The sequence below is a fragment of the Actinomadura vinacea genome (assembly GCF_039532545.1).
GTDB lineage: Bacteria > Actinomycetota > Actinomycetes > Streptosporangiales > Streptosporangiaceae > Spirillospora > Spirillospora vinacea.
The window spans coordinates 58,829-75,165 of record NZ_BAAARW010000035.1; the positions used below are offsets into that span (position 1 = coordinate 58,829).

The following is a 16,337-nucleotide window of genomic DNA, read 5'->3' on the forward strand; positions in this document are numbered from 1 at the left end:
ATTCTGGTTGTCAATGCCGAGTGGCGGCAACTAGGGTACGGCCAGTACCCTAAGGAGCTCGAAGGAAGAAGGGAAAACACGTGCGTGCCAAAGGCATCAGCTACGACACCGGCTTCGTGAAGAACGGAGTGACCTCCCGTAAGCACTTCGACCCGGAGACGGTCGAGCGTGAGCTGCGCATCATCCGCGATGACCTGCACTGCAACGCGGTCCGCGTCATGGGCGGTGACCCGGAACGGATCGAGCTGGCGGCGACGCACGCCGCCGACCTGGGCATGGAGGTCTGGTTCTCCCCCTACCCACTGGAACTGACCGCCGAGGAGATGCTGACGCTGTTCGCCGACTGCGCCGAACGCGCGGAGCGGCTGAGGCGGCGGGCAGTCGAGGTGGTGTTCGTCGTCGGCGCCGAGCTGAGCCTGATGAATCCTGGGTTCCTGCCCGGTGACAACACCGACGAGCGGGTCGCGTTGCTGAGGCAGCCAAATCGCGTGCACGAGCAGATCGGCGAGGTCAGCGCACGTGTCAACGAATTCCTCGGCAAGGCCGTGGCACTCGTCCGTGAGCGCTTCGGCGGCAAGGTGACCTACGCCTCCGTACCGCTTGAGCGCGTCGACTGGGCACTCTTCGACATCATGTCGTTGGATCTCTACCGGTCGGCCGAGATCGCCGACCGTTTCGCCGAAAACGTCCATGGTCTGGTCGCGCAGGGAAAGCCGGTCGCGATCACCGAATTCGGGGCCGCCGGTTACCAGGGTGCCGGCGACAGGGGCGCTCTCGGTCTGGAGATCGTCGAGTACGACAAAGACGGCCCTGTTCGGTTGAACGGTACATACGCCCGGGACGAGGCCGGTCAGGCCGCGTATGTACGTGAGCTGCTGGAGGCATTCGAAGCCGGCGGCATCGACAGCACGTTCGTGTTCACCTTCGCGCTGTACGACCATGTGCACCGCCCCGACGGTGCCCCCCACGAGGACCTGGACCTGGCCAGTTACGGCATCGTCAAGGTCTACGAGGACCGCTGCGGAGCCACCTACCCCGACATGTCCTGGGAGCCCAAGGCCGCCTTCGCCACCCTCGCCGAGTACTACCGCGGCTGACCACGTCACAAGGACCGCAACCCGAAGCGAGCCGCGCCGGCACCGCCCACCGGCCAGGCGCTGCAGCGCTCCATCCGTCCTGTCCTTTTCCGTGCGAACAAAGGAGAACACGTGATCACAGATGTCGTTATCGCCGGCGGCGGTCCGAACGGGCTGATGCTGGCCTGCGAACTGAGCCTGGCAGGGGTCCGCCCGGTCGTGCTGGAGCGACTGCCGGAGCCGAGTGAGCAACCCAAAGCGAACGGACTGCTCGGCCAGGTCGTGCAAATGCTCGACCGCCGCGGCCTGCACGAACGCCTCAGCGGCAACCCAGAACCACCGCAGCCGAACTCCACGTACTTCATGTTCGGCGCGATGGGCCTGGACCTGAGCCTGTTGGAGGACAGCCCCGTCTATGCCCTGCCGGTGCCGCAGCGACGCATCGTGCAGGTCCTGCAGGAGCGCGCGATCGAACTGGGCGTGGAAATCCAGCGGGGGCACGAGGTCGCCGGCCTGTCGCAGGACGACGACGCGGTCACCATCGACGTCGCGAGTCCGAGCGGGGCATACCATCTGCGGGCCCGGTACCTCATCGGCGCGGATGGAGCACACAGCACCACGCGCAAGCTTTCTGGCATCGATTTCCCCGGCGTCACCTACGACCGGATGACCGTCCGCTCGGCGCACGCGACGGTCCCGGCGGACTGGGTCGATCCCGCGACCGGTGCGCTGAACGTCCCCGGCTACGGCGCTGTTCTGCCGTTCCTGCCCCACCGCACCGAGCGCGGCGGGTTCTCCTACGCACCGCTGCCCGGCCACCCGCCGCTGGTCAGCGCCACAGAGTGGGACCGGCCCGAGACCGACGCCGCAATGAGCCTCGACGAGTTGCGAGCGAGCATCCGCCGCGTGCTCGGCGTCGACGTGCCACTCGGTCCGCCCGACGGCGAAGGGCCGCACGTGCTGCGCCGACTGACCGGCGGTAACACCCGAGTCGCCGAACGGTTCTCCGAGGGCCGAGTGTTCCTGATCGGTGATGCCGCCCACGTGTACGGCGCCACCGGGGGAGGACCCGGGCTCAACCTCGGCCTGCAGGACGCGGTCAACCTCGGCTGGAAACTCGCAGCCGTGATCCGCGGCAGCACCCCGCCCGCACTGCTGAACAGCTACGAGACGGAGCGGCGACAAGCCGCCCACCGCATGATATTGAACGCACAGGCACAGTCGGCCCTGATAGCCCCCGGCGGCGACGTCACCGGACTGCGCGAACTGTTCACCGAACTGCTCCGCGACCAGAGCACCGTACAGCGCCTCGCCGAACTCACCGCAGGCACCGACGTCCGCTACGACATGGGCGAACCCGAGACGCACCCGCTGATCGGCCGGTTCGCTCCGGACATGGAACTGCACACCCCGACCGGACCGGTCCGGCTGGCCGAGCTGACCAGAACCGCACGCCCCCTGCTGCTTGACCTGACCGAAGAAGCATCGCTAGCGGAGACGCTTGCCCTGCGGCACGACCAAGTCGACATCATCACCGCGCGCCCCCAGACCCCAGCACCCACCGCCCTGCTCCTTCGACCGGACTGCTATGTGGCCTGGGCATCCGCGTCACCCCGACCAGATCCCACGGAAATGGAAGAACTCCGGGCAGCCTTGCAGCGGTGGTTCGGGGTCATCGAACCCGCCCGTGCCTAAGCTAAGAGGAACCTCTGAAGACGCCGGACCTTCATCGCTCATCGCCACCGGCGGCACGGCACTGCGACCGGCCGGACAAGCCGTGTCCGTTCGGGCCGCACCTTGCCGGTGGCCAGCGTGCTGAGCTGAGAGTTGACTTCCTCCCCTCCTAAAGGAGGGGGATTCCCACCCTCGCAGGCGGGGTTTCCTGCTTCACGGCCAACTGCGGAAGGGAGGACCCTTGCCGTCTTACACCGGCTCCACAGGCATGGCCCGGGGCCGACGGGCCCCGGGCTACGGCTCGACCAGCCGCCAGGATGTTCTTGGCCGCGTTGTGGTCCCGGTCGTGCCGGGTGCGGCAGCCCGGGCACGTCCACGCCCGGGTGGAAAGCTTCAACTCGCCGAGCAGATGCCCGCAGGCCGAGCACGTCTTGGACGAAGGGCACCAGCGGTCGATCAACACCAGGGTCCGCCCGGCCCGCCCGCACTTGTACTCCAGCTGCCGGCGGAACTCGCCCCACCCGCAGTCGGAGATGGCCCTGGCCAGGGACCGGTTGCGGACCATGCCCCCGACGTTGAGGTCCTCGATGGCGATCAGGTCGGCCGATTCCACGAGCCGGGTGGTGGTCTTGTGGAGGAAGTCGTGCCGGGCGTTGCGGACCTTGCGGTGGGCGCGGGCGACCTTGGTCTTGGCCTTGGCGCGGTTGGCGGAGCCTTTCTGGCAGCGGGCCATGCGGCGCTGGTAGCGGGCCAGGTTGGCCGCCTTGCGGTCCAGATGCCGCGGGTTGACGATGCGGTCGCCGTCACTGGTGACGGCGAAGTCCTTCACCCCCAGATCGACACCGACCTCGCGACCGGCCTGCGGGTGCGGTTCGGGCTGTTGGGTGTCGACGGCGAAGGTCGCATACCAGCGCCCGTCGGCCTCGCGGGAGACCACCACCATCGTCGGGTCCAGCCCGGACAGGTCCACCTCGTCGAAGGACCACACGAACGTCAGCGGGCCGCTGGTCTTGGCCAGATGCAGCCGGCCGTCGCGCATGCGGAAGGCCGAGCGGGTGAAGTGCGCGGACTGGCGGCCGCTGCGGGACTTGAACCGGGGGTGGCGGGCACGCCCGGCGAAGAAGTTGGCGAAGGCGGTGTGCTGGTGCCGCAGCGCCTGCTGCAAAGGGACCGAGGACACCTCCGACAGGAACGCCAGCTCGGCGGTCCTCTTCCACCCCGTCAGCCACGCGTCGGTCTCCCGGTAGGCAGTCCGCTCCTTATCGGAGTGGTAGCGGCGGGTCCGCTCGGCCAGGGTCTTGTTCCACACCAGACGTACGCATCCGAACGTGCGACCCAGCAGGGCCGCCTGCTCGGAGTCCGGGTAGGCCCGGCACTTGTACGCCGTCCGCATGCCCGGGAACCTACCGGCCACCGCCGACATCCGTCCCCAAACCAGTCACTCCGCGTACCGAACCGATGACCGATTTCACTCACGGCCGCGCCAGACGACAACCAGAGGACAAGGGGATCATCACCCATGACCGGACAGGCAGCGGTCTCAGGGCGGACGACCGATCGCCTGGCGGCGATCGCTCTTTCCCTGTCCCGCTCCGCGGGAGGCCGGATTCCTCCCCGGCCTGAAGGCCGGGGCATCCTCCGGGAGATCCGGTGAAGGGTAGGTCTGAACAGCGGCTGCTGATCTTGTGCAGACTTGCCTTGCATCTTCGGTGGAAGGCGGCAACGGGAGTTCCAGTTCAAGTTCGTGGCGGATCGGGATGCCGTCGAGGCCGATCTCGGGAATCGACGGAGTGAGCGCCCGGGATCGGGCGACGGCGACGAGGTCGAAGCCGTAGCGCTGGTAGAACCGGAGCGCCCGAAGGTTGTCGTTCGTCGTGATCAGCCAGAGCCGATCGGCGCCGGCGGCGCGTGCGGCCTCGGGCACTGATCAAGAACTCCGCGGCGGACCGTGCCAGCACACGCGGAACCACCGCCGCGCCCCCTCGTCCGGCCTCAAGGAAGCGAAAATCCAGCGGGGCGAGTGGCTCGATCCGAACGCGGGCAAGGTGCCGTTCGAGGTGTTCGCCAAGCAGTGGATCGATGACCGCGTGTTCAAGCCTCGGACGGAAGGGCTGTATCGCGGGCTGCTCCGCAATCACCTCGTCCCGACTTTCGGCAACGTCGATCTCGTCGACATCAGGGAGGCCGATGTTCGGCGCTGGCGCAAGGAACGGCTGCGCAAGGTCGGACAGTCGACGGTCGCCAAGGCTTACCAGCTCCTCAAGTCGATCCTGAACACGGCGGTCGATGATGAGCTGATCCGCCGTAACCCGTGCCGGATCAAGGGGGCCGGCGTCCCCGACACGCCTGAGCGGGAGATGATCCCGCTGACCAAGGTGATCGAGATCCTCACCAAGATCCCGGAGCGGTATCGGGCGCTGGTGCTTCTGGGCACGTTCGCAAGCCTGCGGTGGGGTGAGCTGGCCGGCCTGCGGCGTAGCCACCTCGACCTGGATGCGGGTGTGGTCCGGGTCATCGGTTCGGTGGCCGAGCTGGACGGTGGGCAACTCTTGGAGGACACCCCCAAGTCACGTGCCGGGCGGCGGGTGGTGTCGATCCCGCCGGAGATCGTCCCGGACTTGCGTGCGCACCTGGACGAGTTCGCGGAGAAGGGGACGAACGGCCGGGTGTTCGTGGGGCCAAAGGGCGGGCCTCTGCGGCGGTCGGGCTTCCGGCGTACCTGGAACAAGGTCCGGGATGACGTCGGGCTGCCTGATCTGCACTTCCATGAGCTGCGGCATGTCGGCAACACCCTTGCGGCGACGACCGGTGCGAGCCTCAAGGAGTTGATGTCCCGGATGGGCCACGACTCGACGCGGGCGGCGCTGATCTACCAGCACGCGAGTCAAGATCGTGACCAGGTGATCGCGGTGGCGCTGGGGGAGGCGTTCAAGGTCGCGCGGGACGGTGGCAAGCCCAAGAAGGGCACAAAGAAGCGATCGGGCACGCAACGGGCACGGAAGCGGAAACGATCTTAGAAAGCGGCTAGGCCCGGGTCGGAGGATTGCGCCTCTGGCCTGGGCCTTCTCAGTGGGAGCGGGCGACGGGAATCGAACCCGCGTAGCCAGTTTGGAAGACTGGGGCTCTACCATTGAGCTACGCCCGCTTGCGATCGGCGGTGGCCCTGGGGAGGGGCCGTCGATCACCATCCGTAGAGTACAGGGTTTCGGGGGCGCTCGTGTTCGGGTGGTAATGGACGAGGCGTTCCGGACTGATCGGCACTACACTGCTCGGGTCGGACGGGCTGTAGCGCAGTTTGGTAGCGCACCGGCTTTGGGTGCCGGGGGTCGTGGGTTCAAATCCCGCCAGCCCGACGTGTGAGAGGCCCCGTCTCCTGGTGGAGGCGGGGCCTTCGGCGTGGAAAAGGGGGTGCGCGGGGCGGGGACGGTCTTCAAGATGGGAGGGCCGTTCGCGCTAGGAGGGCCGTCGTGGTCGAAGTCACCAATGTGCTGCTGTCGGGGGTCGTGGGGTCCACCGCGTACGGGCTGGCGACGCCTGAGTCGGATGTGGACCGGTTGGCGGTGTTCGCGGCGCCGACGGTGCTGTTTCACGGGTTGCGGCCGCCTACGGGGAAGCAGGCGACGAGGGTCAGCACTGATCCCGATGTCACGCGGCATGAGGCGGGGAAGTTCGCTGGGCTTTGCCTGGGGGTGAACCCGACGGTGACGGAGCTGCTGTGGCTGGAGGAGTACGAGACCTGTACTGAGCTGGGGGAGCGCCTGGTCGGGATCCGGGAGTCGTTCCTGTCGGCGCGACGGGTGCGGGACGCCTACTACGGGTATGCGGTGTCGCAGTTCCGGCGGCTGGAGAACCGGGAGGACGGGTCGTTCTCGGCGGACACGCGGAAGCGGACGGCCAAGCACGCGCGGCATCTCGCCAGGCTCGTCCACCAGGGGCTGGACCTGTACCGGACGGGGCGGCTCACTGTGCGGCTGGCGGATCCGCAGTGGTATCGGGACTTCGGTGAACGGGTGGCGGCGGGGGAGGTGGACGTCGCGAAGACCCTGCTGGCGGAGGGGGAGGCTGGGTTCGACGCGGCCCGCACGCCGTTGCCGGAGCGGCCGGAGGAAGAGGTCGTGGAGGCGTGGTTGATCGACGTGCGGGCCGCCTTCCTCAGCGCGGCCCGGGCCTGACCGGGGTCTTGGCCAGGTCGCCGGCCCGGACCCGGTCCAGGACGGCCGACACGCTGGTGACGACCTCGGCGAGGTTCTCGCGCAGCGCGTCGGCCGCCGGACGGTGCCGCTCGGGGTCCTCGACCTTGGCGGACTCCAGCAGCGGGACGGCGTCGGCGAGCTGGGACTCCAGCCAGCCCATCGGGTCGCCGGTGAGGTCCTCGGTGAACACTCGTTGACCGGGCTCGTTGTCGATCATTCCGGGGTGGTGGTGCATGCGGTCCTTGGTGTCCGCGGCGGTCTCCAGGAAGTCGGCGCGCCAGACGGCCCGGTCCGCCACGACCCGTTGGGAGGCGTTGATCGAGCCGCGCCACGGCTCCGGGTCGAGCAGCCGCAGCTCGACCCGGACGCCGCGTTCGCGCCCGCCCCGGACCGGGTCGGGGTCGATCAGGAAGACGTCCTCGACCGTGACTCCGAGGCTGTCGAAACAGAAGACCCGCAGCATCTGCCGCTCCCTTCGCCCTAAAACGGACGATACGCCTCAGGGGGCGGTAATCAAGGCGCGCGCGGTCCGCGCCGCCTGGGTGATCGCCTCGTCGAGGCGCTCGGCCCGGCTGCCGCCCGCGTGCGCGATCGGGCCCTTGCCGCCGGCGCCGCCGCCGACGAGCGCCGCGGCCTCGGTCAGGACGTCCGCCGCCCGCAGGCCGGACACGGCCGGGGTCAGCGCGGCGACCAGCGTCGCGTTGCCTCTGGTTTTGCTGCCGACCACGACGATGCCGGGCTCGTCCGGCCGTCTGGAGATCGTTTCGGTCGCCAGTGCCCGCAGATCATCGTTTTGGACGGCCCGCGCGACCAGCCATCCGCCGGGCAGGCGTTCCGCTTCGGCCACGAGGCGGGTCGCCAGCGCCGTCCGCTCGGCCGCGCGGAGGCCCGCGAGCTGCCGCCGCGTCTCGGCGAACGTCTCCAGCCGCTGCCGCAGCCGGGCCGGCGCCTGGTCCGGCGGTACCTGCAGCAGTGCCGCCAGCTCGGTCAGCAGCGCGTGCTCGTGGTCGTAGTGGCGCAGCGCGTCGGACCCGGTGAGCGCCTCGATCCGGTGCAGCCCGGTGCCGATCGAGGTCTCGCCGACGATGTGCACGGGCCCGGCCTGCGAGCCGTGCCCGACATGCGTGCCGCCGCACAGTTCGCGGGAGGCGTCGCCGATGTCGACGATCCGCACGCGCTCGCCGTACTTCTCGCCGAACATCGCGATCGCGCCCGCCGCCTCCGCCTCCGCCCGGCTCGCCTCCCAGACCCGCACTTCGGGGTCGTCGAGCAGGTAGTCGTTCACCAGCGTCTGGACGTGGCCGAGGTCGACGCCGGTGACGTGGGAGTAGTCGAAGCGCAGCCGTCCGGGCTCCACCCGGGAGCCGCGCTGCGCCGCGTGCTCGCCCAGCATCGCGTGCAGCACGTGGGTCGCGCTGTGCGAGCGCGCCGTCGCCGCGCGCCGCGCCGCGTCCACGACCGCCTCCGCCTCCTCGCCGGTGCGCGGTTCTCCCGTGACGACGCGCGCCTTGTGGACGTGTCCCGGGCGGGTGTCGAGGATCTCCAGCAGCGCGCCGCCAGCGGTGCGCAGCGTGCCCGTGTCGCCGACCTGGCCGCCGCCCTCCGCGTAGAACGGGCTGCGGTCCAGGATCACCTCGACCTCGTCGCCCTCGGACGCGTGCGGGACGGTCCGCGACCCGTTGACGAGCGCGAGCACCCGGGATTCGGCGGTGGTCGAGCCGTATCCGACGAACTCGGTGCGGCCGGTCAGGTTCCGGAAGAGGTCGCGCCGGGCGACCGCTTCGTCCTTGCGGTCGCGGCCGGCGCGGTGCTCGCGGCGCCGCTGCTCGTCCAGGAGCCGCGCGAACGCGTCCTCGTCCACGGTCAGGCCCGCCGAGCGCGCCATGTCGATGGTCAGGTCGATCGGCAGGCCGTAGGTGTTGAGCAGGTCGAACGCGGTGCGGCCGGGAAGCACCGTGGTGCCCTGCGCGCGGGCCCGCGCGACCGCGGAGTCGAACAGCCGGGTGCCCAGCCGCAGCGTCCGGTCGAAGCCCTCCTCCTCCGCCGCGCAGACCTGGACGATCAGCTCGCGGTGGCGTTCGAGCTCGGGCCAGACGCGGCCGAGGTTGTCGACGACGCTCCCGGTGAGCGCGGGCAGCACCGGTTCGCCGGCGCCGAGCAGCCGCGCGTGCCGGACGGCGCGGCGCATGAGCCGGCGCAGCACGTGCCCGCGCCCGTCCTGGGACGGCAGCACGCCGTCGGCGATCAGGAACGCGACCGTCCGCGCGTGCTCCGCCGCCACCCTGCCGTCGCGTCCCGGGTCCTCCCGGCCCGCCAGTTCCTGGACGAGCCGCAGCGTCGGCGCCAGCAGGTCGGTCTCGCACAGCGTGCCGACGTCCTGCAGGATCATCGCGAGGCGGTCCAGGCCCAGGCCGGTGTCGATGCTCCTGGCGGGCAGCTCGCCGACGACCGGGTAGCCCTCCTTCGCCGGGCCCTCGCCCCGGACGTTCTGCATGAAGACGAGGTTCCAGATCTCCAGGTAGCGTTCGCCGTCCACCGCGGGCCCGCCCTCGCGCCCGAACGCCGGGCCCCGGTCGTAGTGCAGCTCCGACGACGGCCCGCACGGTCCGGGGACGCCCATCGACCAGTAGTTGTCGGCCATCCCGAGCCGCTGGATCCTGTCCGCGGGGACGCCGATCCGCCGCCACAGCCGTTCGGCCTCGTCGTCGTCGGTGTAGACGGTGGCCCACAGCCGCGCCGGATCGAGCCCGAAGCCGGTGGTGATCAGCTCCCACGCCCAGGCGGTCGCCTCCTCCTTGAAGTAGTCGCCGAAGGAGAAGTTGCCGAGCATCTCGAAGAACGTGGAGTGCCGCGCGGTGCGGCCCACGTTGTCGATGTCGGAGGTGCGCGCGCATTTCTGGACGGTCGCCGCCCGGGGGTGCTCCGGTACGGCCTGGCCGAGGAAGTACGGCTTGAACTGGTCCATTCCCGCGCCCGTCAGCAGCAGCGTGGGATCGGACGGGACGAGCGGGCTGGAGGGCACGACGCGATGGTCGCGTTCCGCGAAGAAGTCGAGGAACGTCCGGCGGATGTCAGTGGAGAGCATGGAACGGCCTCACGAGGTCGACGGGACGACGGCGCACACCGCCGAGCCGGGCCGGGCATGGCCGCCCGTTCCCCGGCTCGGCGCGGCTAGCTCGCCGCCCCACCTCGTAGTAGGCCATGCGCGCCAAAATACCTCGCGCCGGCGGCCGCGGACATCCGATTATTGGCGCGTGCGGTATGTCTACGTAGGTCCGGACGAGATCCGTGCGCGGGTGCGGCCGGGGGAGCGCGGGGCGCCGATCGGTTCGGCCGACGACGTGCGGCGCAGGCTGGACGCCCGGGAGCGGGACGAGCGCGACGAGCCTTTCACGTACGTGGTCGACCTCGGCGGCTCGCTGCGCCTGGCCCCGCGTCGCAGCGAGCATGTGGCGTGCGCGGGCGGGGAGCCCGTCCTGGCCGCCGGAGAGGTCGCCTTCGAGGCGGACGGCGAGTCCGTGGCCGTCGCCGCGATCAGCAATCAGTCGACCGGCTACTGCCCGGGCGCCGAGAGCTGGCCGGCGGTCGCCGCCGCGCTGGACCGCGCCGGGGTGCGGAGGCCGGACGGCTTCACCGACGAGTTCGTCTTCCGCCGCTGCGCCGCGTGCGGCGGACTCAACCTGGTGAAGGACGCCTACTTCGTGTGCGCCCTCTGCGACGCCGATCTTCCGGAGCCGTTCAGGACGTCCTGAGCCCCTCGGGCGCCGTCTCCTCGGCCTGGCGGGCGTCGTAGTCGGCGCGGGCCGCGTCGATCTTGTCCACGTGCGACTCCGCCCACTGGATGAACGCGGTGGCGGCGTCCAGCAGGGTCTCGCCGAGCGGGGTGAGGGCGTAGTCGACGTGCGGCGGCATGACGGGGTACATGGTCCGGCTGACCACGCCGTCGCGTTCCAGATTGCGCAGGGTGACGGTCAGCATCCGCTGGCTGATGCCGTCGATCTCGCGGCGCAGTTCGCCGAACCGCAGCGTCCGGCCGTTGAGGACCGCCAGCACGTGCAGCGACCACTTGTCGCCGACCCGGTCCAGGATCTCCCGGCCCCGGCAGCTGAGCGGCCGCATCTCCAGGGGAAGGCGCGGGCCCGCGCCTCGGGCCGCGGCGCTGTGATCCGCGCCATTCGGGACGATGCTGCGCTGCATGGTTATCTCCAGGTGACCAGGGCAGGTGAAAGTGCCTTCTTGTGCGCCCGGCGGGGCGGTCCGCACGATGAGAACGGTTCCTTTCCGGAAGCAGGTCATGGATAGGAACCTACTTACTGTGCAGAACCACTCCTAAGGAGACACGATGACGACCGAGGTTGTCGAGATCCCCGGCTATGTCGCGGGCACCTGGACCATCGACCCGCTGCACTCCACCGTGGGCTTCACGATCCGCCACCTCATGGTCAGCAAGGTGCGCGGCCGGTTCGGGACGTTCGAGGGCACGGTGGTCACCGGGGCCGACCCGCTCCAGTCGCGGGTCACCGCGACCGTCGACCTGGGCTCGATCGACACCGGCAACGCCCAGCGCGACGAGCACGTCCGCGCGGCCGACTTCCTGGACGCCGAGAAGTACCCGAGCATGACCTTCCGCTCCACCGGCGTCCGGGCGGGCGCGCGCGGGAACTTCGTGCTGGACGGCGAGCTCACGCTCCGGGAGGTGGCCCGCCAGGTGTCGTTCGACCTGGTCATCGAGGGCTTCGGGCCCGACCCGTTCCGCGCCGACGACCCGTTCAAGGGCGCGCGGGCCGGGTTCACCGCCACCACGGAGATCAACCGGCTGGACTTCGGGGTCGGCGACTCGTCCACGATCCCCGGCGGTGCGCTGGCCCTCAGCGAGAAGGTGCAGATCGTGCTGGAGATCGAGGCGATCCTGGACACCGGCGACGCCGCCTGACCACCGGTCAGCGGAGCAGCGGCGGGAGGTCGGCGAGGGTGGTGATCCGGGGCACGCCGGGGTCGTCGGCCGGGGCGGTGCCGGCGCGGTCCAGCCAGATGCCGCGCAGGCCGGCCGCCTGCGCGCCCCGGGCGTCGGTGGCCAGGCGGTCGCCGACGTACGCGGTCCGCTCGGGCGGCACCCCGGCGGTGCGGCACGCGAGGCGGAAGATCTCCGCGGCGGGCTTGGCGGAGCCGGCCTCCTCGGAGATCACCACGTGCGGGAAGCGGCCGGTCAGCCCGACCCCCGCGATCTTGGCGCGCTGCTGGTCGCCGTTGCCGTTGGTGATGATCCCGGTCACCAGGGGCCGGGGCGGGGCCGCCAGCGCTTCCAGGCAGGCGGCCACGTCGCCGAAGACGCGCCAAGCGCTCCCGGTACCGCTCCAGGTAGGACGCGATCCAGGCGTCGGCGCGGGAGGCGTCCCAGTCGCCGAGGCCCAGCTCGGCGGCCAGCATCGTGATCCGCACCCGCCGCTGCTCGGCGAAGTCCAGCTCGCCGGCCAGGTAGCGCAGGTAGACCAGCTCTTCCAGCTCGATCCAGCGGCGGGCCACGCCCGCCGCGTCGGCCTCGGGGAAGCAGGCCGCGGCCGCCGCGGCCGCCGCCGCGCCGTGGTCGAACAGGGTGCCGTCGAGATCGAACAGGACGGCCTCGGCGGGCCCGGCGCTCATGACCGCCCCACCTCGCCGAGGAAGCCCAGCAGGGCGGCGGTCAGCTCGGCGGGGGCGTCCTCCTGGACGAGATGCCCCGCCCCCTCGATGAGCCGCAGCCGCGCGCCCGGGATCGCGGCGGCCAGCTCGTGCGCCTTGGCCACCGGGATCCAGGCGTCGTCGGTGCCCCAGCACACCAGCACCGGGATGCCGATCTCCCCGTACCGGCCCTGGATCTCGTCGGTGAAGCGCTGGTCGGCCTGCGCGATCTGGCGGTAGAACGCGGCCTGCCCGGACTCGCCGAGCCACGGCTCCACGAGCGCGTCCAGCGTGGCCGGGTGCAGGCCGGGGCCGCTCGCCGAGGTCACATACTCGCGGACGAGCGCGCGGTGCAGCGCGGGCGGGAGCTGCTCGAACACCGCGGCGTTGGCGGCGACCAGCCGGAAGAACGGCGAGCCCCACGGCGCCAGCGCGACCGGGTCGACGACGGCGAGCGCGCGGTAGCGGGCGCCGTGCAGCAGGTGGGCGCGCAACGCGACGGCGCCGCCGAAGTCGTGCGCGACCACGAGCGGGTCGTCCAGGCCCCAGTGCTCCAGCAGCTCGGCGAAGATCCGGCCCTGGGCGGCGAGGGAGACGTCCTGGCCGGATGCCTTCTCCGACGCGCCGTATCCGGGCATGTCCCACACGTGCACCCGGTGCCCGGCGGACGCGAGGGCGCGGCCGACGCGGCGCCATACGTAGGATGAGAACGGCGTTCCGTGCAGCAGGACGAGCGGTGCGCCTTCGCCGAACGCGCTCCAGCGCACCTCGCCCGAACCACTGGCGAAGGTCTGGTCCAGCTTCCAGTCGTCCAACGCTCTCCCCGATCAGGTAGTGCCGATCACCGATTGTGCCAGCCGGGGACGGCGGAACGGGCCCCTGGCGGCGTCCGGAGGAGACCAGGGGCCCGTTGACCGGGGGAGGAAGGGGATCAGCCGAGACCGTTGCGGATCGCGGTGATCAGTTCACCTCCGGTGGTGTCGCCGCTGAGCTCCCAGAAGAACGACCCGGCCAGGCCCTGGTTCTTGGCGTAGGTCATCTTGCCGCCGAGGGTGGCCGGTGTGTCGTAGCCCCACCACTGGTCGCCGCACTTGGCGTACGCGGTGCCGGCGACGGTGCCGGTGGACGGGCAGCGGCCCTTGAGCACCTTGTAGTCCTCGATGCCCTGCTCGTAGGTGCCGGGCGCGGGTCCGGACGCCGAGCCGCCGGGCGCGCTCTGCGTGACCCCCCGCCAGCCGCGGCCGTAGAAGCCGACGCCGAGCAGCAGCTTGCTCGCCGGGACTCCCTTGGCCTTGAGCTTCTGGATCGCCGCGTCGGAATGGAAGCCCTGCACCGGGATCCCGGTGTAGGAGTTGAGCGGGGAGTGCGGGGCCGTCGGCCCGTCGGCGTCGAACGCGCCGAAGAAGTCGTAGGTCATCGGCAGGTACCAGTCGACGTACTGCGCGGCGCCCCCGTAGTCGGCGGCGTCGATCTTGCCGCCGGAGGTGCCGTCGGCGGTGATCGCCGCGGTGACCAGGTTGCCCGAGCCGAACCGCGACCGCAGCGCCGACATCATGGTGCGGAACGCCGCCGGCCCGCTGGTGTCGCAGGTCAGGCCGCAGGCGTTGGGGTACTCCCAGTCGATGTCGATGCCGTCGAACACGTCCGCCCAGCGCGGGTCCTCGACCAGCTTGTAGCAGGATTCGGCGAAGGCGGCCGGGTTGGCGGCGGCCTGGCCGAAGCCGCCCGACCAGCTCCAGCCGCCGAACGACCAGACGACCTTCAGGTGCGGGTACTTCTTCTTCAGCTTGCGGAGCTGGTTGAAGCTGCCGCGCAGGGCCCCGGTGTCCCAGGAGTCGGCCTGGCCGTCCACGCTCTCGCCCGCCTGGTAGAAGCGGTCGTAGTCGGCGTAGGAGTCGCCGATGGTGCACTGGCCGTTCTGGACGTTGCCGAAGGCGTAGTTGATGTGGGTCAGCTTCGCCGCCGAGCCGCTGGTGTCGATGTTCTTGACGTGGTAGTTGCGCTGGTAGACGCCCCACTGCGCGAAGTAGCCGATCACCTTGCGGGCGCCGGGCCCGGGCCCGGGATCCGGATCGGGATCGGGGTCCGGATCGGGGTCGGGCTGGCCGCCCGAGCCGTCGCAGGCGCCGCCGTTGACCGTGCAGCCGGAGATCCAGCCGGGGCCGGTGCCGTTGAAGCCGAAGCTCGCGGTGGCGCCCGCGGCGAGCGTGCCGTTCCAGCCGGTGTTGGCGAAGGTGTAGCGGCTTCGCCCGCCCGGCTGCTGGGACACCGTCCGGGTGGTGTCCCAGCTGGAGGTGATCGCGGTGCCGGCCGGGAGGTCGAACTCGACCTTCCAGCCGGACAGGCCGCTGGAGGTCCCGTTGGTGATCGTGCAGCGGCCCTCGAAGCCGGTGCCCCAGTCGGAGGTCTTGGCGCAGGCGGCGGTGACCGCCGCCGCCGACGCCGGTGGCGCGCTCACAAGCGCCGTGGACGCCGCGATCGTCAATGCGCCGGCGAGCGCGAGGACTCGCCGTCCGCCCGGTCTGGACATGGTTCTCCGTTCAGCTCGGCCCCCGAACCCAACATCAAACCCGCTCTCTCTTAGGAAAGTTTCCTAAGAATTTGGCCCGATGGTAGCGAGGCCGGAACGCTCCGGCAAGGGCCCCGGGACGACCTCCGGCGGCCTTCCGGGCGGCATCGGCGCTGGTCTAAGCCTCGGCCTGCGGACGTACGGCCGGGCGTCCGGCAGTGGGCCGGAGTGCGGAAAGGTGAAGGGAGGGGAACAGTGGCGGTGCCGGTCAGGCGGAACCGAACCAGCCGGGGATGTCGAGCCGGAAGAAGTCCTCGGGGGTGATCTTGCGGAGGTCCTCCTCCAGGGCGCGCAGCCGGTCGGCGCCCAGCTCGTCCGTCCAGCGGTCGCGGATCCGGTCGAACGCGGCCGACGAGCGGGCCAGCGAGTCGGCGCCGCGCGAGGTCAACCGGACGGTCTTGCGGCGGGCGTCCCACGGATCGGTCCCGCGCTCGACGTAGCCCAGCCGTTCCAGTGCCTCGACGGTCTTGCCGGCGGCCTGCTTGGAGATGCCCAGGCGCCGCCCCAACTCGACCGCGGTGGTGCCCTGCGGGCCGATCGCCTGGAAGACGAAGCCGTGCATCGGGCGCAGGTCGGGATGCCCTTCCCGGGCCAGGTCCGCGTGAACCTCGTCGATGGCCGTGCGGAACGCCATCAGCATCCGCAGCGGCAGCTCGAAGCCCGTGCCGGGCTCACTTGACATAAAAGACAACCTCATTGACTATATTCTCGACATGGACAACCACATTGACCATTCTAGGGAGACTCACCGATGACCCTCGTCCGCAGCGCCGACCGCCGCCGCACCGAGACGCCCAACGGAGTGATGACCACCCTCGCCTCACCCACCCAGGGCGGCGCCCGGACGGCCGTCTGGCACGTCGACATGGCCCCCGGACGCACCGGGCCACTGCACGCCTTCGACACCGAGCAGATCTGGAGCTGCCTGGATGGCGCCGCGACCATCGACCTCGGCGGCACAATCCTCACCGTCACGCCCGGGGACACCGTCGTGATGCCCGCCGACGTGCTCCGCCAGGTGACCACCGGTCCGTCCCACGGGTTCACCGCCGTCGTCGCCGCACCCGCCGGCACCCAGGCCTACACCCCGCGCGGCCACGAGGAGCCGGGCGACCTGGCGCCCAAGGGGGACGAGCGGCTCGTCCCCCGCTGGGCGCGGTGAGAACC

Annotated in this window: 16 protein-coding genes and 2 tRNA genes; 8 read left to right on the plus strand and 10 right to left on the minus strand. The window is 70.7% G+C overall.

Annotated elements, in window-relative coordinates:
* Positions 1-80: 80 nt before the first annotated feature.
* Together ABD340_RS38485 and ABD340_RS38490 are read left to right on the plus strand one after the other, a co-directional pair.
* Positions 81-1,097, plus strand: a complete 1,017-nt coding sequence (locus ABD340_RS38485; RefSeq protein WP_344595963.1) for a glycoside hydrolase family 113 protein — start codon at positions 81-83, stop codon at positions 1,095-1,097.
* A 111-nt stretch (positions 1,098-1,208) separates the two neighbouring features.
* The gene (locus ABD340_RS38490) at positions 1,209-2,771 is read left to right on the plus strand and encodes an FAD-dependent monooxygenase (RefSeq protein ID WP_344595964.1); all 1,563 of its coding nucleotides are present in this window, start codon (positions 1,209-1,211) and stop codon (positions 2,769-2,771) included.
* A gap of 148 nt (positions 2,772-2,919) precedes the next feature.
* Here the strand turns inward: ABD340_RS38490 and ABD340_RS38495 are convergent, their stop codons facing one another.
* Together ABD340_RS38495 and ABD340_RS38500 are read right to left on the minus strand one after the other, a co-directional pair.
* Positions 2,920-4,143 carry an RNA-guided endonuclease InsQ/TnpB family protein gene (locus tag ABD340_RS38495; RefSeq protein WP_344595966.1) on the minus strand — a complete coding sequence of 408 codons (1,224 nt, stop codon included), beginning with the start codon at positions 4,141-4,143 and terminating at the stop codon, positions 2,920-2,922.
* 147 nt (positions 4,144-4,290) lie between these two features.
* On the minus strand, positions 4,291-4,674 hold the full coding sequence (locus tag ABD340_RS38500; protein WP_344595968.1) for a GNAT family N-acetyltransferase: 384 nt from the start codon (positions 4,672-4,674) through the stop codon (positions 4,291-4,293).
* A 121-nt stretch (positions 4,675-4,795) separates the two neighbouring features.
* Here ABD340_RS38500 and ABD340_RS38505 point away from each other — a divergent pair, with 121 nt between their 5' ends.
* Positions 4,796-5,767, plus strand: coding sequence for a tyrosine-type recombinase/integrase (locus tag ABD340_RS38505; protein ID WP_344595969.1), 972 nt, complete (start codon positions 4,796-4,798; stop codon positions 5,765-5,767).
* A gap of 57 nt (positions 5,768-5,824) precedes the next feature.
* Here the strand turns inward: ABD340_RS38505 and ABD340_RS38510 are convergent.
* A tRNA-Gly gene (locus tag ABD340_RS38510) sits at positions 5,825-5,895 on the minus strand.
* Positions 5,896-6,029: 134 nt separating this feature from the next.
* On the opposite strand from ABD340_RS38510, the gene ABD340_RS38515 reads away from it, so the two are divergent.
* Positions 6,030-6,103, plus strand: a tRNA-Pro gene (locus ABD340_RS38515).
* A gap of 114 nt (positions 6,104-6,217) precedes the next feature.
* Entirely contained in the window at positions 6,218-6,922 is a 705-nt protein-coding gene (locus ABD340_RS38520; protein WP_344595971.1) for a DNA polymerase beta superfamily protein, read from the plus strand.
* Here ABD340_RS38520 and ABD340_RS38525 read toward each other — a convergent pair.
* Both ABD340_RS38525 and alaS read right to left on the minus strand, forming a co-directional pair.
* Entirely contained in the window at positions 6,903-7,406 is a 504-nt protein-coding gene (locus ABD340_RS38525) for a hypothetical protein (RefSeq protein ID WP_344595972.1), read from the minus strand. The genes ABD340_RS38520 and ABD340_RS38525 overlap by 20 nt on opposite strands.
* A gap of 36 nt (positions 7,407-7,442) precedes the next feature.
* Positions 7,443-10,028 (minus strand): alanine--tRNA ligase, encoded by a 2,586-nt coding sequence (alaS, locus tag ABD340_RS38530; protein ID WP_344595974.1) that lies wholly within the window; start codon positions 10,026-10,028, stop codon positions 7,443-7,445.
* Between the two features lie 169 nt (positions 10,029-10,197).
* On the opposite strand from alaS, the gene ABD340_RS38535 reads away from it, so the two are divergent.
* Positions 10,198-10,695, plus strand: coding sequence for a hypothetical protein (locus tag ABD340_RS38535; protein ID WP_344595975.1), 498 nt, complete (start codon positions 10,198-10,200; stop codon positions 10,693-10,695).
* Here ABD340_RS38535 and ABD340_RS38540 read toward each other — a convergent pair.
* Positions 10,682-11,140: a winged helix-turn-helix transcriptional regulator gene (locus tag ABD340_RS38540; RefSeq protein ID WP_344595977.1), complete on the minus strand. Its 459-nt coding sequence runs from the start codon at positions 11,138-11,140 to the stop codon at positions 10,682-10,684. The two genes, ABD340_RS38535 and ABD340_RS38540, sit on opposite strands and share 14 nt — an antisense overlap.
* 145 nt (positions 11,141-11,285) lie before the next feature.
* Here ABD340_RS38540 and ABD340_RS38545 point away from each other — a divergent pair, with 145 nt between their 5' ends.
* The gene (locus tag ABD340_RS38545) at positions 11,286-11,876 is read left to right on the plus strand and encodes a YceI family protein (protein WP_344595979.1); all 591 of its coding nucleotides are present in this window, start codon (positions 11,286-11,288) and stop codon (positions 11,874-11,876) included.
* A 7-nt stretch (positions 11,877-11,883) separates the two neighbouring features.
* On the opposite strand, the gene ABD340_RS38550 is transcribed toward ABD340_RS38545, so the two are convergent.
* From ABD340_RS38550 to ABD340_RS38565, 4 genes are all read right to left on the minus strand, one after another.
* Positions 11,884-12,261 carry an HAD family hydrolase gene (locus ABD340_RS38550; protein ID WP_344595980.1) on the minus strand — a complete coding sequence of 126 codons (378 nt, stop codon included), beginning with the start codon at positions 12,259-12,261 and terminating at the stop codon, positions 11,884-11,886.
* A gap of 318 nt (positions 12,262-12,579) precedes the next feature.
* Positions 12,580-13,416, minus strand: a complete 837-nt coding sequence (locus tag ABD340_RS38555) for an alpha/beta fold hydrolase (protein ID WP_344595981.1) — start codon at positions 13,414-13,416, stop codon at positions 12,580-12,582.
* Between the two features lie 116 nt (positions 13,417-13,532).
* Positions 13,533-15,131 carry a glycosyl hydrolase family 18 protein gene (locus tag ABD340_RS38560; protein WP_344595982.1) on the minus strand — a complete coding sequence of 533 codons (1,599 nt, stop codon included), beginning with the start codon at positions 15,129-15,131 and terminating at the stop codon, positions 13,533-13,535.
* A gap of 247 nt (positions 15,132-15,378) precedes the next feature.
* The gene (locus tag ABD340_RS38565; RefSeq protein WP_344595983.1) at positions 15,379-15,852 is read right to left on the minus strand and encodes a MarR family winged helix-turn-helix transcriptional regulator; all 474 of its coding nucleotides are present in this window, start codon (positions 15,850-15,852) and stop codon (positions 15,379-15,381) included.
* A gap of 69 nt (positions 15,853-15,921) precedes the next feature.
* Between ABD340_RS38565 and ABD340_RS38570 the strand changes: the two genes are divergently transcribed.
* Positions 15,922-16,332 (plus strand): cupin domain-containing protein, encoded by a 411-nt coding sequence (locus ABD340_RS38570; protein ID WP_344595985.1) that lies wholly within the window; start codon positions 15,922-15,924, stop codon positions 16,330-16,332.
* Positions 16,333-16,337 lie beyond the last annotated feature (5 nt).